This window comes from Nocardia sp. NPDC055029 (genome assembly GCF_053608525.1).
In genome coordinates, this window is the sequence record NZ_JBSGVQ010000068.1 from 1 (window position 1) to 17,068 (window position 17,068).

Below are 17,068 nucleotides of genomic sequence, written 5' to 3' on the forward strand. Positions count from 1 at the left end.
GCCCGGGAGTTCCGGGCCACCCGCGGCGGTTGATGTCCTGCTGGCCCTTACATACCGATCGGAGGACGCGCGTCCGTGTTCGACCTGATCTCGAGGTACGACTCCGAAATCCTCGACGCCTTCTGGGTGACCATCAAGCTGACGTTCTTCTCCGCGATCGGCGCGCTGATCCTGGGCACCCTCGTCGCCGCCATGCGCGTGTCCCCCATCCCGGTCGCGCGCTGGATCGGCTCCGCCTACGTCTCGATCTTCCGCAACACCCCGCTGACCCTGATCATCGTGTTCTGCTCGCTCGGCCTGTACACCACCCTGGGCTGGAAGCTGGCCGGTGATTCGCTGTCGGACAACAACTATCGCTGGGCGATCGTCGGCTTGAGTGTCTACACGGCGGCGTTCGTGTGCGAGTCGCTGCGCTCGGGAATCAACACGGTGCCGCTGGGCCAGTCCGAGGCGGGCCGCTCGCTCGGCTTCGGCTTCGCGCAGAACCTGCGCCTGGTGGTGCTGCCGCAGGCCTTCCGCGCGGTCATCGCCCCGCTGGGCAGTGTGCTGATCGCGTTGACGAAGAACTCGACGATCGCCTCGGTGATCGGCGTCGGCGAGGCCGCGTTCCTGATGAGCGAGATGAACGAGAACGAGGCGGCGCTGCTCGCGATCGGCGCGATCTTCGCCCTCGGCTTCGTCATTCTCACCCTGCCGACCGGCCTGTTCTTCGGCTGGCTGGCCAAGCGATACGAGGTAGCCCGATGAGCGCAGCGTCGGTCCTGTTCGACGCGCCGGGCTCCCGCGCGCGCGTCCGGCATCACTTCTACTCGGTCCTGGTCGTCCTCGCGCTGGCCGCTTTCGGCTGGCTGCTCTACGACGCGTTCGCCGATCAGGGCCAGTTCACCGCCGAGAAGTGGAAGCCGTTCCTGGAAGCGGGTGTCTGGGAGACCTACCTGCTGCCGGGTCTGCGGGGCACCCTGACCGCGGCGGTCATCTCGATCGTGTTCGCGCTGATCTTCGGCATGATCTTCGGCATCCTGCGGTTGTCGGATCACCGGTGGGTCCGCTGGATCGCGGGCGCGATCGTCGAGCTGGCCAGGGCGATCCCGGTGCTGATCCTGATGATCTTCCTGTTCGCCGTGTTCGGCGAGTACAAGGTCTTCCGCTCCGACGACCTGGCGCTGGCCGCGGTCGTCATCGCGCTGGTCATCTACAACGCCTCGGTCATCGCCGAGATCGTGCGCGCTGGTATCCGGTCGCTGCCCAAGGGCCAGACCGAAGCCGCGGTGGCGCTGGGCCTGCGCAAGACCCAGCTGATGCGCCTGATCCTGCTGCCGCAGGCGATCACGGCGATGCTGCCCGCGCTGGTGTCGCAGATGGTGGTCGTGCTCAAGGACACCGCGCTCGGCTACCAGATCACCTATGTGGAGCTGGTGCGTGCCGGTCAGCAGGAGGGTGCGTCGCAGCAGAACACGATCCCCGCGCTGATGGTCGTCGCGCTGATCATGATCTCGCTGAACCTGGCGCTGACCTTCCTGGCGACGACGCTGGAGAAGCGACTGCGTTCCCGGCGCAAGAAGGGCGGCGGCACCGTGCTGGCCGCCGATTCGATCGTCACCGACGCCGCTCCCGGCGTCGACATCACCAAGAACTAGCTCGGCAAAAACATCGCGGGGCCCGGTACATATCGGGCCCCGCGGTGTTTTGGCTGTCCGATCCGTCAGTCGCGAGCGGGACTACGTGGTGTAGCGGTAGAACCCCTCTCCCGTTGCGGCGCCGAGCTTGCCCTTGTCGATGTAGTTCTCCTTGAGCCAGGCCGCGAGCTTCTTGTCGGAGTCTCTGCCGTTGATCAGGATGTTGTAGGGGGTGGTCAGGCCGATGATGTCGAGGATCTGGAACGGCCCCATGGGCGCGCCGGTGGCGATGCGCCAGGTCTCGTCCACGGCGGCGGGTTCGGCGTATCCGCCTGCGGCCAGCTCGATTCCGGAATTCAGGAACGGCACCAGCAGGGAGTTGAGGACGTAACCCGCCTTCTCCTTGTGCAATTCGATCGGCACCATGCCGATGGCCTTCGCGAACTCGGCCACCGCGCGGAACACCGCCGGATCGGTCTGCTCGGTGCCCATGACCTCGGCGGTGTTGAACTTCCAGACGTGGTTGGCGAAGTGCAGCGCCAGGAACCGGTCGGCGCGGCCGGTGTAGTCGACGATGTCGCTGGGCAGCAGCGTCGAGGAGTTCGTCGCGAACACGGTGCGTTCGGGCGCGAGCGCACCGAGCTTGCCGTACAGGTCGCGCTTGATCTCGAGTACCTCCGGCACCGCCTCGATGATCAGGTCCGCCTCGGCGGCCGCGGCGGCCAGATCGGCGGTCAGCGTGATGCCGGCCGCGGTCGCTGCGGTGTTGCTCGCATCGGCGCCCGCCACGTCCTGCTGGTACACCTTCGCGAGCTCGTCGAAGCGGGTGCGGGCGGCGGTGAGCGCCTTGTCGTCGATGTCGTAGGCGGTCACGTCGAATCCGTGGAACGCGGTCTGGAAAGCGATCTGGGATCCGAGCACCCCCGTACCCAGGACGGTCACCTTGCGGAATTCCATGGTCATACGTCATCCTCCCAGTCGGTTTCCGGTGGTCACCACCGCCGTCCATCATGGCCCGGGAAGCTGAGTGCGTGGCGAGAGGCCGGTAACAGTTCGGCACACCGACGCGGTGGATCAGCCCGCGGTGACCAGCCCCTCGGCGACCATCCAGTCACGGGCGACGTCGGCTGGTTCGCGGCCGCCGATGTCGACTTGCCGATTGAGTTCGGTGATCACCGCGTTGGTCAGGCGCGCGGAGATGGGCGCCATGATCGAGGCGACCTCGGGGTGGGCGTCGGCGAACGGGCCGTGCATGACGAGCGCGGCGTTGTACTTCGGGAAGAAGCCGCGGTCGTCCTCGAGCAGCACCAGATCCAGCGCGGGGATGCGGCCGTCGGTGGCGGCGACCGAGCCGAACCGGCATTGCTCGGCGTCGGCGGTCGCCTGGTAGACGAGCGCGTCCTGGACGATCTGTTTCCGCACCGCGCCGACATCGATGCCGTACTTGCGGGCCATCCCCGGGTAGCCGTCCTGGCGGACGTTGAACTCGGTGCCGACACAGGTGGCGGCAGCGGCCGGGTCCTTCGCGATCAGGGCCGCGTAGTCCGACAGCGTGCGCACGCCGGTCTCCTCGGCGGTGCGCCTGCTCGCGACCAGGGCGTAGGTGTTGTTCATCGGCGCCATCGCGGCCCACACCATGTCGTGCTCGGCGCGATCGGCGTCACGGACGAGTTCGAATTGACGCACCTCGTCCGGCTCGGGTGTCTCGTTGCCCAGGTAGTTGATCCAGCCGGTGCCGGTGTAGTCGTAGGCGATGTCGACCTGTCCGTGCAGCTGGGCGTCACGCAGGCTGTTGGAACCCTGGATATTGGTCAGGTCGCGCACATTCGCGCCCGCCGCCGTGAGCGCGAATTCGATCAGATAGCCGAGGATATTGGCCTCGGTGAAGTCCTTGGAGCCCACGGTGACCGCGACCCCGTCGAGGGCGGGCACGGCCACGATGCTGCCCGGCCCCACTGGCAGCGGCACCGAACTGCCCGACTGCAGACCGCAACTCGCGAGCAGCAGCACACCGGCCACGGGCACGAACCCGCGCAGCCATCGGGTGATCCTCACCGCAACCCCCTCGGTCCGAGGAACTGTTCGGCCAGCGCGCCCAGCCAGTCGACGAACAAGGCCAGGGCGACCGCGAGCACGGCGCCCACCGTCAAGGTGACGGTGTCGCGCAGTTTGTAGCCGGTGTCGATGAGGATGCCGAGCCCGCCCGCGCTCACCAGGAACGACAGCGTCGCGGTGCCGACGGCCAGCACCAGCGAGGTGCGCAGGCCTGCCAGGATGTAGGGCACCGCGAGCGGAAACTCGATGCGCCGCAACACCTGTACCGCCGACATGCCCTGCCCGCGCCCGGCGTCGATGAGGGTCGGCTCCACCTCTTGGTAGCCGAGGATCGTATTGCGCAGCACCGGCAGCAGCGAGCAGAACGCGATGGGTGCGACCCCCACCCAGAAACCCGTGGTGCGGGTGACCAGGTAGCACAGCACGATCAGGCCGATAGCGGGCGCCGAGGCGCCGATATTGGCGATGCCGACGAAGATCGGTGCGAGCCTGCGGAATCCGGGCCGGGTGAGCAGCGTGCCCAGCGGCACGGCGACCGCGACGACGATGAGCACCACCGCCGCGGTGATCAGGACGTGCTGCCAGGTGACCTCGGCGATGTTGCCGACACTGATGCTCGCCTGCTGGGTGAGGGTCAGATCGCGCCGGAACGCCCACACCAGCACGCCGACGGTGAGAATGAGCACGATGACCGGCTGGACCAGCAGTCGCCAGAACTCCGCGCGTCGCTGCGCCGCGGGCGCGGCGGCCGCTGCGGGCACATCCACCAGCGAACTGGGCTGGACGGAGACAGGATTCGTCACGACGCGGCTCCCCTCACTCCTACCGCCGCGAGCACCGGCCGGAACGTCCGCTGCTGTCCGAGCGAGCGGTGCGCGGCAGGCTGTCTCGACCGGCAGGTTTCCGGTGTCCGGCCCTGCGCCGCGGTCATGCCTGCACCGTCTCGGGTGGGCTTGCGGCGGCCAGGTGACTGATCAGTGTGTCCACGGTGACCACTCCGGCAAAGGCGCCCGCCCTGTCGACGACTACCGCCGAGGCCGTGCGTTCGGTCAGCAGGATCGCGAGCGCGTCCTGCAGCGTCGCCTCGGCCGGCAGTGTGGTCTGGATCGGCGTGCCGAGGTCGCGCAGCGAATCCGCATGGGCGAGTTCGCCTGCCGCGATCCGGCGCATCGGCGTGCGGTCGGCGTCGAGGATGATGCCCCAGTCCTGCTTCGCGGTATGCAGGCGGTCGGTGAGGTCGGCCGGTGCGGTGTCCTCGGTGACGGCGATGCCCTGGTCCAAGTCGAGGTCGGCGAGGACGGCGAGGCCGAGGCGGTCGATGGTGGCGGTGTTGCCGACGAAACCGGCGACCGTCTCGTCGGCGGGGGCGGCCAGGATCGCCGCCGGGGTGTCGTACTGCAGGATGCGGGACCGCTCGCCCAGCACCGCGATCCGGTCGCCCAGTTTCACGGCTTCGCCGAAATCGTGGGTGACGAAGACGATGGTCTTGCCGAGTTCGCCCTGCAGGCGCAGCAATTCGTCCTGCAGGAGGGCGCGGGTGATCGGGTCGACGGCACCGAACGGCTCGTCCATCAGCAGGACCGGCGGGTCGGCCGCCAGCGCCCTGGCGACGCCGACGCGCTGCTGCTGACCGCCGGAGAGCTGGCGCGGGAAGCGATTGCGGTAGGTGGCGGGGTCGAGGCCGACGAGGGAGAGCATCTCGTCGACGCGGGCGCTGGTGCGGCGCCGGTCCCAGCCCAGCAGACCCGGGACCGCGGCGATGTTCTTGGCGACGGTCAGGTGCGGGAACAGGCCGGCCTGCTGGATGGAATAGCCGATGCCCCGGCGCAATTCGTCGGCGTCGATGGCGGCGGCGTCGCGGCCGCCGATGGTGACGGTGCCCGAGGTGGGTTCGATCAACCGGTTGATCATCCGCATGGTGGTCGTCTTGCCGCAGCCCGACGGACCGACCAGGACCACGATCTCCCCGGCCGGGATGGTCATGCTGACCTCCTCGACCGCCGGATCATGCTGGTCCGGATAGCGTTTGGTGACCCGGTCGAGCACGATCTCGACCCCGGACACCGCGGAAACCGCGGCGTCGGTGCTGGTTGCGGTGTCAGTCACGGATTCCCCTCGAGATGGTGAGCCGGCCGAGCAGCATCAGGATGCCGTCGAGGGCGAGTGCGAGCACGACGATGAGTACGGTCCCGGTCAGCGCCTGGGGCACCGCGTTCGGGCTGCCGAGGCGTGAGAGTCCGGAGAAGATGAGATTGCCGAGGCCGGGACCCTTCGCGTAGGCGGCCAGGGCCAGGATGCCCATGATCATCTGGGTGCTGACCCGCATCCCGGCCAGGATCGACGGCCATGCCAGCGGCAGTTCGATCGCGGTCAGCAGCCGCAGCCGGTTCATCCCGACCCCGCGCGCGGCATCGACCACCGCCGGATCCACCGCCGACAGCCCGAGCACGGTGTTGCGCAGGATCGGCAGCAGCGCGTACAGCACCAGCGCCACGATCGTCGGCCCGACCCCGAGCCCGAGGAACGGAATCAGCAACCCGAGCAGCGCGAACGAGGGCACGGTGAGGATCGCCCCCGCCGTGGCGGTCGCGGCGGCGGAACCGAGCGGACTCCGGTACACCAGCACCCCGACGATCACCGCGACGATCGTCGCCAGCACCAGCGACTGCACCACCGCCGACACATGCAGATACGAATCGACCAGCAACTGCTCACGCCGGTTCACCACGAACGACCACAACGCGTCCAGGGTCCACCTCCCCCTAGTTCGGCAGCCACACCAGGCTCTGTCCCCCGGAATGCCCACCCCGACACCGGGTGAAACACCCCGTACCCACACCCAGCCGCAGCACGCGACGCACGAATCCGCCTGCGCGAAACCAGGTTTCACCGGCGCCGAATCATCCTACGCGCCACATAACCCCTGCGTGGCGGTTCGAGCTCACCGCCCTCGCCGAGGATCTACTCGTTCCGCGGCGATCAGCGCACCGCCACTATCCCCACGAGCGGATCCATCGGTGCATATCGACGCCGCGCTCCGTCCTTGATCATCTACATCTGGACCGTATCCGGTTCCCGCCAGGCGAACTCGGCGGCCTTGGCCAGGATCGCCGGGATATCCGCGCGATTCAGCGCGCCCGCCCGCAACCAGGCTCCGTTCGTCCGCAGCCAGTCGCTGAAGTGGTCGACCAGTGGCTCGGAGACCGACAGCGGCATGGTCGTCACCCGGCTCATCGCTCGGCCTCGGCCAGTTCGGCTTTCACCACGTCGTAGGCGACGGAGGGGCTGTAGCCGCGGCGGGCGAGCATGTCGACCAGGCGGCGGGTGACCTTGGCGCGGTCGAGGTCGGTGGGCATTGCGCGGAGTTTGCGGCGGACCAGGTCGACGGCGGCCTGCTCGTCGCCGGGGACCGGTCTGCGGGGGGAACGGCGGTCGGCCGCCGGGTCCGGGGACTCGGCGTCGTCGGGAGCTTCGTTGCCGGTGTCGGCCTGCCCGCCGGCCCCACGGGACCACCGGGAGCGGGTTCGCCGCGGGCCGTTGTCCTCGAACCGCCCCTCGGGCTGCCCAGTCGGGACCGGGTCGAGCTCGAGCGGGCGGCGGAGCTGAGCGGGTGCCTGGGTGAAGCCTGCCTCGTCGAGGGCGGTGGTGACGACGGCGAAGGCGGTGGACTGGTCGTAACCGCGGCGGGCGAGCATGCCGACGAGACGGCGGACCGCCTTGTCGCGGTCCAGGTCTCGCGGCAGCGTCTGGAGTTTGCGGCGGACCAGGTCGGTGGCGCGGGCGCGCTCGGCGTCGTCGGTGACGATGGCCAGCGCGTTCTCGGCGTCGGCGGGGGCCACGCCCTTGTCCCGCAGTTCGCGCTGCAGCGCCCGCTTTCCCAGGCCGGAGTACGTGTGGCGCTCGTGCACCCACTGTTCGGCGAAGGAACTGTCGTCGATGAGGCCGACCTCGGTGAGCCGGTCGAGCGCGGCCGCGGTCACCTCGACCCGGAAACCCTTCTCCCCGAGGCGCTTCTCCAGCTCGGCGCGACTACGGGCGCGCACGGCCAGCAGATTCAGGCAGGCGTCTTTCGCCTGGTCGACGGTGGCCTTGGGACGGTCGCCCGGGGCGAGCCGGCGTGTGCCGGCCCGCCGGTCGGGCTCTCCCGGCTGGGATCCGGCCGCCACCGGATCCGCCTGTCGTCCATTGTCACCACCGACGCCGGTCGACAGGGAGTCTTCGTCGCGCCGGGCGGACCTGCGTCCACGCCGGGCACGGCGGGGTCGTGCCCCGCTCCCCCACTCTTCATGATCATCCCCAATCCGCGCAGCGAAATTGGGTGGATTGTCACCATCGGCGAATCCGGTCGGGTGCGCGCGCTGCGGATCGCCCGCACCCGACCGAATTCCCTGCGCGTCCGGATCGGCTCGTTCGTCACGAGCCGATCGGACGGGTTCAGCGGCCGCTCCCCGCCCACGATCCGCGGACGACGTCAGCGCCTGCTGCTCGACCTCGATGCCGAGGCGAGCCAGCTGCCGTCGCATGTCCTCGACCGGATCGGCCGAGTCGCGGCGCGCGCGGCCGGGGTTCGGCGTGCGCATCGGCTCAGAAGTCGGCGGGCGCGTCGGCCTCGGCGGTCAGGTCGGCGCCGATGCCCAGCTTCTCCTTGATCTTCTTCTCGATCTCGTCGCGCACATCGGTGTTCTCCAGCAGGAACTTGCGGGCGTTCTCCTTGCCCTGGCCCAGCTGGTCGCCCTCGTAGGTGTACCAGGAGCCGGACTTGCGGATGAAGCCGTGCTCGACGCCCATGTCGATGAGCGAGCCCTCCTTGGAGATGCCCTGGCCGTAGAGGATGTCGAACTCGGCCTGCTTGAACGGCGGGCTCACCTTGTTCTTGACGACCTTCACGCGGGTGCGGTTGCCGACCGCGTCGCTGCCGTCCTTGAGGGTCTCGATGCGGCGCACGTCCAGGCGCACGGAGGCATAGAACTTCAGCGCCTTACCACCGGTGGTGGTCTCCGGCGAGCCGAACATGACGCCGATCTTCTCGCGCAGCTGGTTGATGAAGATGGCGGTGGTGCCCGAGGTGTTGAGCGCACCGGTCATCTTGCGCAGCGCCTGGCTCATGAGCCGGGCCTGCAGGCCGACGTGGCTGTCGCCCATCTCGCCCTCGATCTCGGCGCGCGGTACCAGGGCGGCGACGGAGTCGATGACGATGATGTCGATGGCGCCGGACCGCACCAGCATGTCGGCGATCTCGAGGGCCTGCTCACCGGTGTCGGGCTGGGAGACCAGCAGCGCGTCGGTGTCGACGCCCAGCTTGCGGGCGTAGTCGGGATCGAGGGCGTGCTCGGCGTCGATGAACGCGGCGACACCGCCCGCTGCCTGGGCATTGGCCACCGCGTGCAGCGCGACGGTGGTCTTACCGGAGGATTCCGGGCCGTAGATCTCGACGACGCGACCGCGCGGCAACCCGCCGATACCGAGCGCGACGTCGAGCGCGATGGAGCCGGTCGGGATGACGGAGATGGGCTGGCGGGCCTCCTCGCCCAGACGCATGACCGCGCCCTTGCCGAAGCTCTTCTCCACCTGCGCCAGTGCCAGCTCCAGCGCTTTGTCGCGATCGTAGGCCTGCGGTGCCATGATGTGGTCCCCTTCTCGAGGTGAGTGTCTCTCTGGTTGGCGCCCACAGTAGAGGCCGGCACCGACAAGTTCTGGCGCCCAGATTAGTCGAACACCCATTCGAGTCAAGCGACGCGCCCACCCAACACGCGAGGACCCGCAAACCCGGCGCACCTCCGCGGGCCCGGTGCCTACCGCTGCGGCAGCACCGAGTCGTCGCCCTCGGCGCGTGGCCCGAAGATCCGCCGCTCCGATTCGTCGATGCGCACGTCGTTGATGCTGGCCTCGCGCCGCGCCATCCGCCCGTCCGGCGCGAATTCCCACTGCTCGTTGCCGTAGCTGCGCCACCACTGCCCGGTCTCGTCGTGCCATTCGTACTGGAAGCGCACCGCGATGTGATTGTCATGGAAGGCCCACAGATCCTTGCGCAGGGCGTAGCCGTTCTCGGTCGACCATTTGCGGGCGAGGAAGTCGACGATCGCGGCATGGCCGGTGAAGAACTCGTCGCGATTGCGCCACACCGAATCCTCGGTGTAGGCGGCGGCGACCCGCTCGGGATCGCGGGTGTTCCAGGCGTTCTCGGCGGCAAGAACCTTGGCGCGGGCGGATTCGAGGTCGAAGGGTGGCAGTGGCGGTCGCACAGTGGAACCTCTTCCGGAAGAATAACTATCTATTCGACGTTGACAGGTTAGACAGTAAGGCGACCGGGCAGCACCGTCAACCCGTGAAATCGTGACAGTGGTTAGGAGCGGAGTTGGTAACCTCAGGCATGCGCGATCCCCGTCCGCACACCGGCGAACCACCGGCTCTGGACCTGCTCAACACCCGATGGGCGGGCGCCACCCCGGGTGATCTGCTCACCGATCTCGACGGCCTGCGGTTGTGGCTCGAGCTCACCGGGCTCGCCGACCGCGTCCCCGTCGACGAGCACACGCTGACCGCGCTGCACGCGGCCCGTGATGCCGTCCACGCGGCCGTCACCACCGCCGACCACACCGCCCTGAACCGGGTGCTCGACCGCGGCCGCATCCGCCGTGAGCTCACCGACGACGGCCCCCGCGACACCCCGGAGGTCGCCGACCCGGCCTGGCTGCCCGGCTGGCTCGCCGCCGACAATCTGCTGCACCTCATCGTCGAGGCGCCGCACCGCATCCGTCAGTGCGCCCATCCCGACTGCGTGCTGTTCTTCTACGACACGTCCAAGAACGGCACCCGCCGCTGGCATTCCATGGCGACCTGCGGCAACCGCACCAAGGCCGCCCGCCACTACGCCAAGAGCAGCTGAGCGCCGATCCGCTCAGAACAATTCGTCGAGCAGCCGGTAGTACTCGAGCTTCGCGCGATCGGGGCCGGTCAGCCCGTAGGCGGTGAAGAACGCCACCACCGCGTCGATGCCGAAGTCCTCGGCCAGATCGCGTTCGGCCAGGGCGAGATCGCGATAGCGGTCGGCCACGCCCAGAGCCGCGACATCGATCAGTACGCCACCGGCCAGCACATTGCCGGGAGTGAAGTCGCCGTGCGCGACGACGAGATCCTCGTCGGAGGGACGCTGCGCCACCAGGTGCTCGTGGATCGCGGCGGGGGTGAGCTCGCGATGGTCGGCGTCGAAATCGGCGGTGTCGACGAAACCTTCGACGACATTGCGGCGCGCCTGCGCCAGGGTCACCTCGAGGCTGCCGTCGAACGGGCAATCGCAGACCGGCAACGCGTGCAGCGCGCGCAGGGTCTGCCCCATCAGCGCGCCGACCTCGGCCGCGTCGCCGGCGAGGTCGGTGAGCGACCGGGCTTCGGCGTCGGCGAGCACCAGGATGTCCTCGGCGAACGCAGCCACGGTGGGCACCGGGATGCCCTTGTCGCGCAACCAGTTCAAGCGATCGTGTTCGGCGACGGCCCGTGGTCCGCGTTTGATCCAGTACCCGCCCGAGCGCGAGAGGTTGCCGCCGCGGCCCTCGTGCTCGTCCGACCAGGCGGGCACCGGCCCGAGCAGCTCGGCGATCTCGGGCGGCAGCGGCAGGGCCAGCTCGTCGAGGTGGTCCAGCGCCGCGCGGGTGGATTCGATGAGTTCGGAGTCGCCGTCGGCCACCCGCAACCGCATCGCCTCGTTGAGCAGTTCCCGCGCTTCCCGCGGGCGGTGCTGTTCGGCCAGCGATATGCCCAGGTGGTGGGCGGCGAAGGAGACGAGATCGGGATCGAGGGCGTGGCTGGCCTCGAGGGCACGCCGGTACAGGATCTCGGCGTGGGTGGGTTCGCCCTGGTAGCGGTACACGTCGGCGAGGTTGATCCAGACGGTGATCCGCCGCTGCTCGGTATCGGCCAGTTCCAGCGCCTGATCGAGCCGGTCGAGGGCCTCGTCGTGGCGGCCGAGCAGCATCAAGGCGATGCCCAGCCTGCGCAGGCCGCCGAAATCGTGGGGGTCGGCGACCGCGACCCTGGCCGCGAGCGTCTCGGGGTCTGCCGGGATCATTCGCAGCCGCTCGTCGAACCGATACGGCCGGGTGTCCGGGTTCTGCGCTGTCACTGCCATGACCTGCTCACCATCGGATTCGGGGAACATCGAAGTCGGCGCAGAGGGCGCGCCACACATCACGCGGATCGACACCGGCCTCGATCGCGGCAGCGCCGGTCCGCCCCAGCGCCGGTATGACGTGATCGGCCAGCATGGCGTCGGCGCGCGCCACGCCGAACTCGGTGTGCATCAGCTCCTGGAATTCGGTCAACCGCACGAAGCCCAAGATACTCGCGCTCGGCGACACCCGACAGTGCCACCGGAAGGCAGGCCGACCCGGCGGGCGCTACCGCTTCGCGGCGTCGTGACAGATGTCGACCGGATCCTCGACCCGCGACAGCCCCGCGGCGGCCTCGCCTGCCGCGGCGGCGTAGGCCGGGTCGTCGAGCACCTGGCGCACCGCCGCACCGACCGCCTCGGGGGTCAGCGGGCGCACCAGCACCGAACTGCCCTGCCGCACCGCGCGATTGGCCAGTTCCCACTGGTCGCCACCGCCGGGAACGGTCACCACCGGCACCCCGGCGGCCAGGGATTTGGCGAGCAGTCCGTGTCCACCGCCGCCGACGACCACCGCGGCCTTGGTGAGCAGTTCGTCCTGGCGGCCCAGGCCTGCGGTGGCCCAGTCGGGCAGGTCGGCCGGGGGGGTGTCGAGCATCGAGATGGCCGCGCGCACACCGAGTCCGGCCAACCCGGCCAGCACCGTCTCGGCCATCGCGGCCACCCCGGTGTGCGCGGTCGATGGCGCCACCATCACCAGGGGCGCCTCGCCCGGCGGCACCGGCAGGATCGCGTCGGTCGGTTCCCACAGCAGCGGCCCGACGACATGGGTGTCGGCGGGCCAGTCCGGTCGGTCCAGCTCCAGCGCGGGCAGCGTGGCGACGAGCCGCGCGGTCGGACCGGGATCCTCGGCGGGCAGGCCGATGCTCTCGCGCGCGGCCGAGCGCTGCCGGGTGCCCACCCGGACCGCGCGCGCGGTCATCGTGCGCAGCACCCCGTCGCGCACCCGGCCACGCACGCCCTCCCCCGGCGCGAGCCCACTGCCGATGGGCGGCAGGGCTTTCGAGGGCAGGTACAGCGGATGCGGCGACAGTTCCACCCAGGGCAGCATCAGCCGTTCGGCCGCCATCCCGCCGCCCGCGGTGAGCACGTCGGAGACGACCAGGTCCGGCAGCATCGCGCTGAGTTCGGGCAGGTTCTCGGTCGCGATGTGGGCGGCGCGCTCGTGGATCCGGGCGCCTGCGTCGGTGTCGTCGTCGGTGGGGCGTGGGGCCAGCCCCTTGAGCCTGCGCACGCTGATTCCGGCGGCTCTGGCCGCGTCCAGCCAGCGTGGACCGGTGAACAGCACCGGCTCGTCTCCCGCGTCCCGCAATCGCAGGCACAACGCGATCGCGGGAAACGCATGCCCCGGATCGGGCCCGGCCACCACAGCTACTCGCATGCCGCCAGACTGCCATATCTCTCGACATGGTCCGCCGCGCCGCAGCGAGATCGGCGTGTGACGGCCGAGCGAAGAGAGCCAGGTGCGATCAGCCGGCGAAGGTGAACAACTCGAAGCCGACCGCGTGCGCGGCGGCGAACCCTTCCTTGGGACCCGTTGCGCGCGCGATGATCTCGTCCACCTGCTGCTCGACCGGCACCGAGCTGAGCACCTGCAGATAACGCCGGTGCGCGGACAGCGAAGCCCGCGCCCGCTCCAGGTGGGCGCCGACATCGACGGCGTGGGTCATGACCGGCCCGACCACGGCCGCCCAGCGCGCCGACCACGGTGCCAGATCGGCGATCTCGGGGAAGATCCACTCGTTGCCCGCGTCGGAGATCGCGTCCATCGCCGAGCGGCCGACCGCCCGGTGATCGGCGCTGTTGACGAACCCGGGCATCCAGGTATCGCCGAAGTTGAACAGCACCACCATCTCCGGGCGGTGCCTGCGCAGCGCGGCGGCCAGCTCACGCCGCAACGCGAGGCCCTCTTCGATCCGGCCGTCGGGATGGTCGAGGAATTCGACGGTGTGCACGCCGACTTCGCGCGCGCCCGCGATCTCCTCGACCTCACGCAACGGCCCGGCCTGCGCGGGCGGCATCCCCGCGATTCCCGCTTCGCCGCGGGTGACGAGCAGATAGCGAATATCCTTGCCCTGCGCGGTCCACCGCGCCACGGCGGCGGCCGCGCCGTATTCGATGTCGTCGGGATGCGCGACGATCACCAGTCCGCGCTGCCAGTCCTCGGGTACCTGATCCACCCGGCCCATGCTAAGCGCAGACGCGCGGATTACGGCTTGGTGAGCGTGGTCTTGTCGTCGGCCCCGGACACCGCCTTGTACAACAGGTACAACCCGGTACCGATCGCCGCGATGACAAGAACCGGCAGCAGCGCCTCGATCAGCGCCCCGAGAATCCAGAACGCGATCAACGCGACCACGACGATGCCGATGACTTTCCAGACCATGATGTGCTCCTCGCCAGTTCCGCGACCGCCGTCCGGCGATCCGACACCTTCGATGCTGCCACCGAGGAAACGATAAATCACCAGGTCAGCACCGATATCGGGGGCGATTTCAGGGTTCACCCCGAGACCGTGTCCCCGTCAAACGACCACGTCGAGCCCGGACGGGCGTCCATAATCGGGGCCTCAGCGCGAGGAGGAGTCCATGGAACCCATCGTCACGATCGCGAGCGGCGCGGTGCGCGGCCGGACCGAGGCAGGCGTCACCCGTTTTCTCGGGGTGCCCTACGCGGCGGCGCCGGTCGGCGCGAAACGCTTCCAGCTGCCCGAGCCCGCGCCCGCCTGGGACGGGGTGCGCGAGGCCACGGAAATGGGCGCCACCTGCGCCCAGTCGCCCTATCCTGCGCCGATCCACGCCCTGATCGGCAGTGACGGGATTCCCGGCGACGAGTATCTCAACGCGAACGTGTGGACCCCGGACCCGGCGGCGAGTGGGCTGCCGGTGCTGGTGTGGATTCACGGTGGCGCGTTCGTGCGCGGGTCCAACGCGCGCGCGATCTACGACGGTGCGGCGTTCGCGCGTGACGGCGTGGTGATGGTGTCGATCAACTACCGTCTCGGGGTCTCCGGGTTCGCCGCGATCGACGGCGCGCCGCTCAATCGTGGTCTGCACGATCAGCTCTTCGCGCTGCGCTGGGTACGCGAGAACGTCGCCGCCTTCGGTGGCGACCCGGACAATGTGACCATCTTCGGGGAGTCGGCGGGCGGGATGAGTGTGGCGGCGCTGATCGCCGCGCCGCAGTCGACCGGGCTGTTCCGGCGGGCGATCATGCAGAGCGGCAACGGGTCCGTGGCCGCCGACGCCGAGGACGCCCGCCGGGTCGCGGCCGCGCTGGCCGACGAACTCGGCATCGCGCCGACCGCGGCCGAGTTCGGCGAGCTCGGCCCCGACGAGCTGCGGACCGCGCAGAACGCGGTCGCGCTCGCGGTGATGACCGACCCGGATCCGCAACGCTGGGGCGCCTCGGTGATCGTGCAGGGCATGGGCATCATGAGCCTGTTCCCGGTGATCGATGGCGACATCGTCCCCGGCGCGCCCACCGCGGTCCTGGCCGAGCATCCGGAGCGCGCCGTCCCACTCATCGCGGGCACCACCGCCGACGAATTCCGGTTCTTCACCGTCCCGACCGGCATCACCGCCGCCGTCACCGCCGACACCCTGCCGTTCGTGCTCACCCGCTATGGCATCGATCCGGCTGTCGCGCAGACGTATTCGGCGCAGCGTCCGGACGCGACGCCTGCCGAGATCTTCAACGCGATCCTCACCGACTGGTGCTTCCGCGCGGGCACCGTCGACTTCGCCGAGGCCAATGCCGCGGGCGCGCCGACGCACGTCTACGAATTCGCCTGGCCCACAGGGCTTCCCGGGCTCGGCGCGTGCCACGTGCTCGAGGTGCCGTTCGTGTTCGACGCGCTCGACGACGCGCATTCCCTCACCGGGCCGAACCCGCCACAGTCGCTGGCCGACGAAATCCACGCGGCCTGGGTGGCATTCGCGACCAGCGGCGACCCCGGGTGGGCCGCCTTCGACGGGGAGAGCAAGCGCGTGCGCGTCTTCGACACCCCGGAGTCGTCGACGGTGGCGAACCCCCGATCGGCCGAACTCGACGCCCTGCGCCAGACCATCGCCTGACGAGAAACGGCCCCGTCACCGGGGCCGTGAATCGTTGTCCGCCTGCTGTTATCGCGGGCCGGGCGGTGTGCCGACGGGACGGTCGGCCAGATCGGCCAGTGCCTGGGCCCAGCCGTCGAGTCGGTCGGCGGCCTCGCGCAGGTCCGCGACGATGCCGTTGAACTGATAGGCGACCACAGTGTCCTCGGGAACGGCGAGAATGCGGGCCGCGGCGGCGACCAGCTGCTCGTACTCGAGCACACCGGTCTCCAGGCGGGCGAGCACACCGGTGACGGTGGTCTTCAACGCGGTCACCGTCTCGGGGTTGGCACGGCCGACGGTGTCGGCGGCCTGCTCCATCGCCACGACGTCGGTGGCCAGCGCGTGCAGCGCGGCCGCGCCGGAGCGGGCCGTCTCGAGCAGATCGCGCAGCTCGTCCTCGGGCAGGCGCCGGGTACGGGCGATCTGGGCGCCGAGGCCGTGCAGCGCGCGTTCGGCGCGGATCAACCGCTGGATCGGGCCACGGGCCACCGACCGCAGCCCGGGTGACTTGCGGGCGACGAACGCCGCCTGGGGCAGCGGCTGACCGCGCAACTGCAGGTACCGCCGGGCGCTCAACGCGGTACCGGTCACGAAAGCGACAGCGCCGCCGCCGATGACGACGACAGCCCAGGCGGGCGCCGACACCACGGCCAGGCCGACAGCGCCGACTGCGGTGACACCCGAAGCGGTGCCGAGCTGAAAACTGCGCCTGCGAGCCCGCCGCCGACGGCGCAACTCGCGTTCGCGCGGGTCGGCCCAGCGGCGCACGGCCACCATCGCCTGCTCGCCGACCTCCCGCAAAGTCGCGGGGACGCCACCGGCCGCGCTGTGGCGTTCGAGCGCCGCCGGATCGACGATCTCGGCTCGCTCGCGCCGTGCTCTCCCGCTCATATCCTCATCCTTCCGCCGCGACGAAATGCCCGCAGCGCCCCAGGTTTACCACCGACCCCTGACAAGAAGCCCACACCACATCGCATTCCCAGCCCCACACGACCCGACCCCGAGGAGGGTCCGCCGCGCAGCGGCGGTCGCGGCCGTGCCCGCGGTCAGGGGGCCGTTGGTTTGGGGCGGAGGGGGAAAAAAAAGTTGCAGTTAGGCCGGGCAAGGGGATGCCCCGAAAGATCGCCCCCCCCCCC

18 protein-coding genes and 2 pseudogenes are annotated in these 17,068 nt (G+C 69.8%); 4 read left to right on the forward strand and 16 right to left on the reverse strand.

The annotated features are described in order from the left end of the window. The first annotated feature begins 75 nt into the window (after window positions 1-75). Window positions 76-747, forward strand: a complete 672-nt coding sequence (locus tag ACWF9G_RS33550) for an amino acid ABC transporter permease (RefSeq protein WP_379310902.1) — start codon at window positions 76-78, stop codon at window positions 745-747. Then, entirely contained in the window at window positions 744-1,637 is an 894-nt protein-coding gene (locus tag ACWF9G_RS33555) for an amino acid ABC transporter permease (RefSeq protein WP_452520206.1), read from the forward strand. The genes ACWF9G_RS33550 and ACWF9G_RS33555 overlap by 4 nt, the downstream gene beginning before the upstream one ends. An 81-nt stretch (window positions 1,638-1,718) precedes the next feature. On the opposite strand, the gene ACWF9G_RS33560 is transcribed toward ACWF9G_RS33555, so the two are convergent. The 10 genes and pseudogenes from ACWF9G_RS33560 to ACWF9G_RS33605 form a co-directional block, all read right to left on the reverse strand. Continuing rightward, the gene (locus ACWF9G_RS33560; protein WP_379310900.1) at window positions 1,719-2,579 is read right to left on the reverse strand and encodes a 3-hydroxyacyl-CoA dehydrogenase; all 861 of its coding nucleotides are present in this window, start codon (window positions 2,577-2,579) and stop codon (window positions 1,719-1,721) included. Window positions 2,580-2,690: 111 nt separating this feature from the next. Next, complete coding sequence (locus ACWF9G_RS33565) at window positions 2,691-3,671, reverse strand: glycine betaine ABC transporter substrate-binding protein (RefSeq protein ID WP_452520207.1); 981 nt, start codon at window positions 3,669-3,671, stop codon at window positions 2,691-2,693. Next, window positions 3,668-4,441, reverse strand: a complete 774-nt coding sequence (locus ACWF9G_RS33570) for an ABC transporter permease (protein ID WP_452520217.1) — start codon at window positions 4,439-4,441, stop codon at window positions 3,668-3,670. The genes ACWF9G_RS33565 and ACWF9G_RS33570 overlap by 4 nt, the downstream gene beginning before the upstream one ends. A gap of 157 nt (window positions 4,442-4,598) precedes the next feature. Then, window positions 4,599-5,777: an ABC transporter ATP-binding protein gene (locus ACWF9G_RS33575; protein ID WP_452520209.1), complete on the reverse strand. Its 1,179-nt coding sequence runs from the start codon at window positions 5,775-5,777 to the stop codon at window positions 4,599-4,601. Further along, a complete protein-coding gene (locus tag ACWF9G_RS33580; protein WP_379310903.1) occupies window positions 5,770-6,420 on the reverse strand; it encodes an ABC transporter permease in 651 nt (216 codons plus the stop codon). Before ACWF9G_RS33580 ends, ACWF9G_RS33575 begins: the two co-directional genes overlap by 8 nt. A gap of 302 nt (window positions 6,421-6,722) precedes the next feature. Next, window positions 6,723-6,905, reverse strand: a complete 183-nt coding sequence (locus tag ACWF9G_RS33585) for a hypothetical protein (protein WP_452520210.1) — start codon at window positions 6,903-6,905, stop codon at window positions 6,723-6,725. Next, window positions 6,902-7,072: pseudogene (locus tag ACWF9G_RS33590) on the reverse strand (recombination regulator RecX); the annotation flags it as partial. The pseudogene ACWF9G_RS33590 and the gene ACWF9G_RS33585, both read right to left, overlap by 4 nt. A 222-nt stretch (window positions 7,073-7,294) precedes the next feature. Next, window positions 7,295-7,837 (reverse strand): annotated as a pseudogene (locus ACWF9G_RS33595) (regulatory protein RecX); the annotation flags it as partial. Window positions 7,838-8,255: 418 nt separating this feature from the next. Beyond that, on the reverse strand, window positions 8,256-9,293 hold the full coding sequence (gene recA, locus ACWF9G_RS33600) for a recombinase RecA (protein ID WP_189024126.1): 1,038 nt from the start codon (window positions 9,291-9,293) through the stop codon (window positions 8,256-8,258). Window positions 9,294-9,463: 170 nt separating this feature from the next. Then, window positions 9,464-9,913 carry a nuclear transport factor 2 family protein gene (locus ACWF9G_RS33605; RefSeq protein WP_379310894.1) on the reverse strand — a complete coding sequence of 150 codons (450 nt, stop codon included), beginning with the start codon at window positions 9,911-9,913 and terminating at the stop codon, window positions 9,464-9,466. A gap of 128 nt (window positions 9,914-10,041) precedes the next feature. On the opposite strand from ACWF9G_RS33605, the gene ACWF9G_RS33610 reads away from it, so the two are divergent. Further along, entirely contained in the window at window positions 10,042-10,557 is a 516-nt protein-coding gene (locus tag ACWF9G_RS33610; protein ID WP_452520212.1) for a CGNR zinc finger domain-containing protein, read from the forward strand. Between the two features lie 12 nt (window positions 10,558-10,569). Here ACWF9G_RS33610 and ACWF9G_RS33615 read toward each other — a convergent pair whose 3' ends face one another. From ACWF9G_RS33615 to ACWF9G_RS33635, 5 genes are all read right to left on the reverse strand, one after another. After that, window positions 10,570-11,796 carry a tetratricopeptide repeat protein gene (locus tag ACWF9G_RS33615; RefSeq protein WP_452520213.1) on the reverse strand — a complete coding sequence of 409 codons (1,227 nt, stop codon included), beginning with the start codon at window positions 11,794-11,796 and terminating at the stop codon, window positions 10,570-10,572. 7 nt (window positions 11,797-11,803) lie between these two features. Then, the gene (locus ACWF9G_RS33620) at window positions 11,804-11,995 is read right to left on the reverse strand and encodes a DUF3046 domain-containing protein (RefSeq protein ID WP_379310890.1); all 192 of its coding nucleotides are present in this window, start codon (window positions 11,993-11,995) and stop codon (window positions 11,804-11,806) included. Window positions 11,996-12,064: 69 nt separating this feature from the next. Continuing rightward, window positions 12,065-13,216 carry a glycosyltransferase gene (locus ACWF9G_RS33625; RefSeq protein WP_379310889.1) on the reverse strand — a complete coding sequence of 384 codons (1,152 nt, stop codon included), beginning with the start codon at window positions 13,214-13,216 and terminating at the stop codon, window positions 12,065-12,067. An 88-nt stretch (window positions 13,217-13,304) separates the two neighbouring features. Next, complete coding sequence (locus tag ACWF9G_RS33630; RefSeq protein WP_379310887.1) at window positions 13,305-14,015, reverse strand: PIG-L deacetylase family protein; 711 nt, start codon at window positions 14,013-14,015, stop codon at window positions 13,305-13,307. 29 nt (window positions 14,016-14,044) lie between these two features. Then, window positions 14,045-14,221 carry a hypothetical protein gene (locus tag ACWF9G_RS33635; RefSeq protein ID WP_379310886.1) on the reverse strand — a complete coding sequence of 59 codons (177 nt, stop codon included), beginning with the start codon at window positions 14,219-14,221 and terminating at the stop codon, window positions 14,045-14,047. Between the two features lie 202 nt (window positions 14,222-14,423). On the opposite strand from ACWF9G_RS33635, the gene ACWF9G_RS33640 reads away from it, so the two are divergent. Beyond that, window positions 14,424-15,911 carry a carboxylesterase/lipase family protein gene (locus ACWF9G_RS33640; RefSeq protein WP_452520215.1) on the forward strand — a complete coding sequence of 496 codons (1,488 nt, stop codon included), beginning with the start codon at window positions 14,424-14,426 and terminating at the stop codon, window positions 15,909-15,911. Window positions 15,912-15,959: 48 nt separating this feature from the next. Here the strand turns inward: ACWF9G_RS33640 and pspM are convergent, their stop codons facing one another. Then, on the reverse strand, window positions 15,960-16,823 hold the full coding sequence (gene pspM, locus ACWF9G_RS33645) for a phage shock envelope stress response protein PspM (RefSeq protein WP_379310884.1): 864 nt from the start codon (window positions 16,821-16,823) through the stop codon (window positions 15,960-15,962). Window positions 16,824-17,068 lie beyond the last annotated feature (245 nt).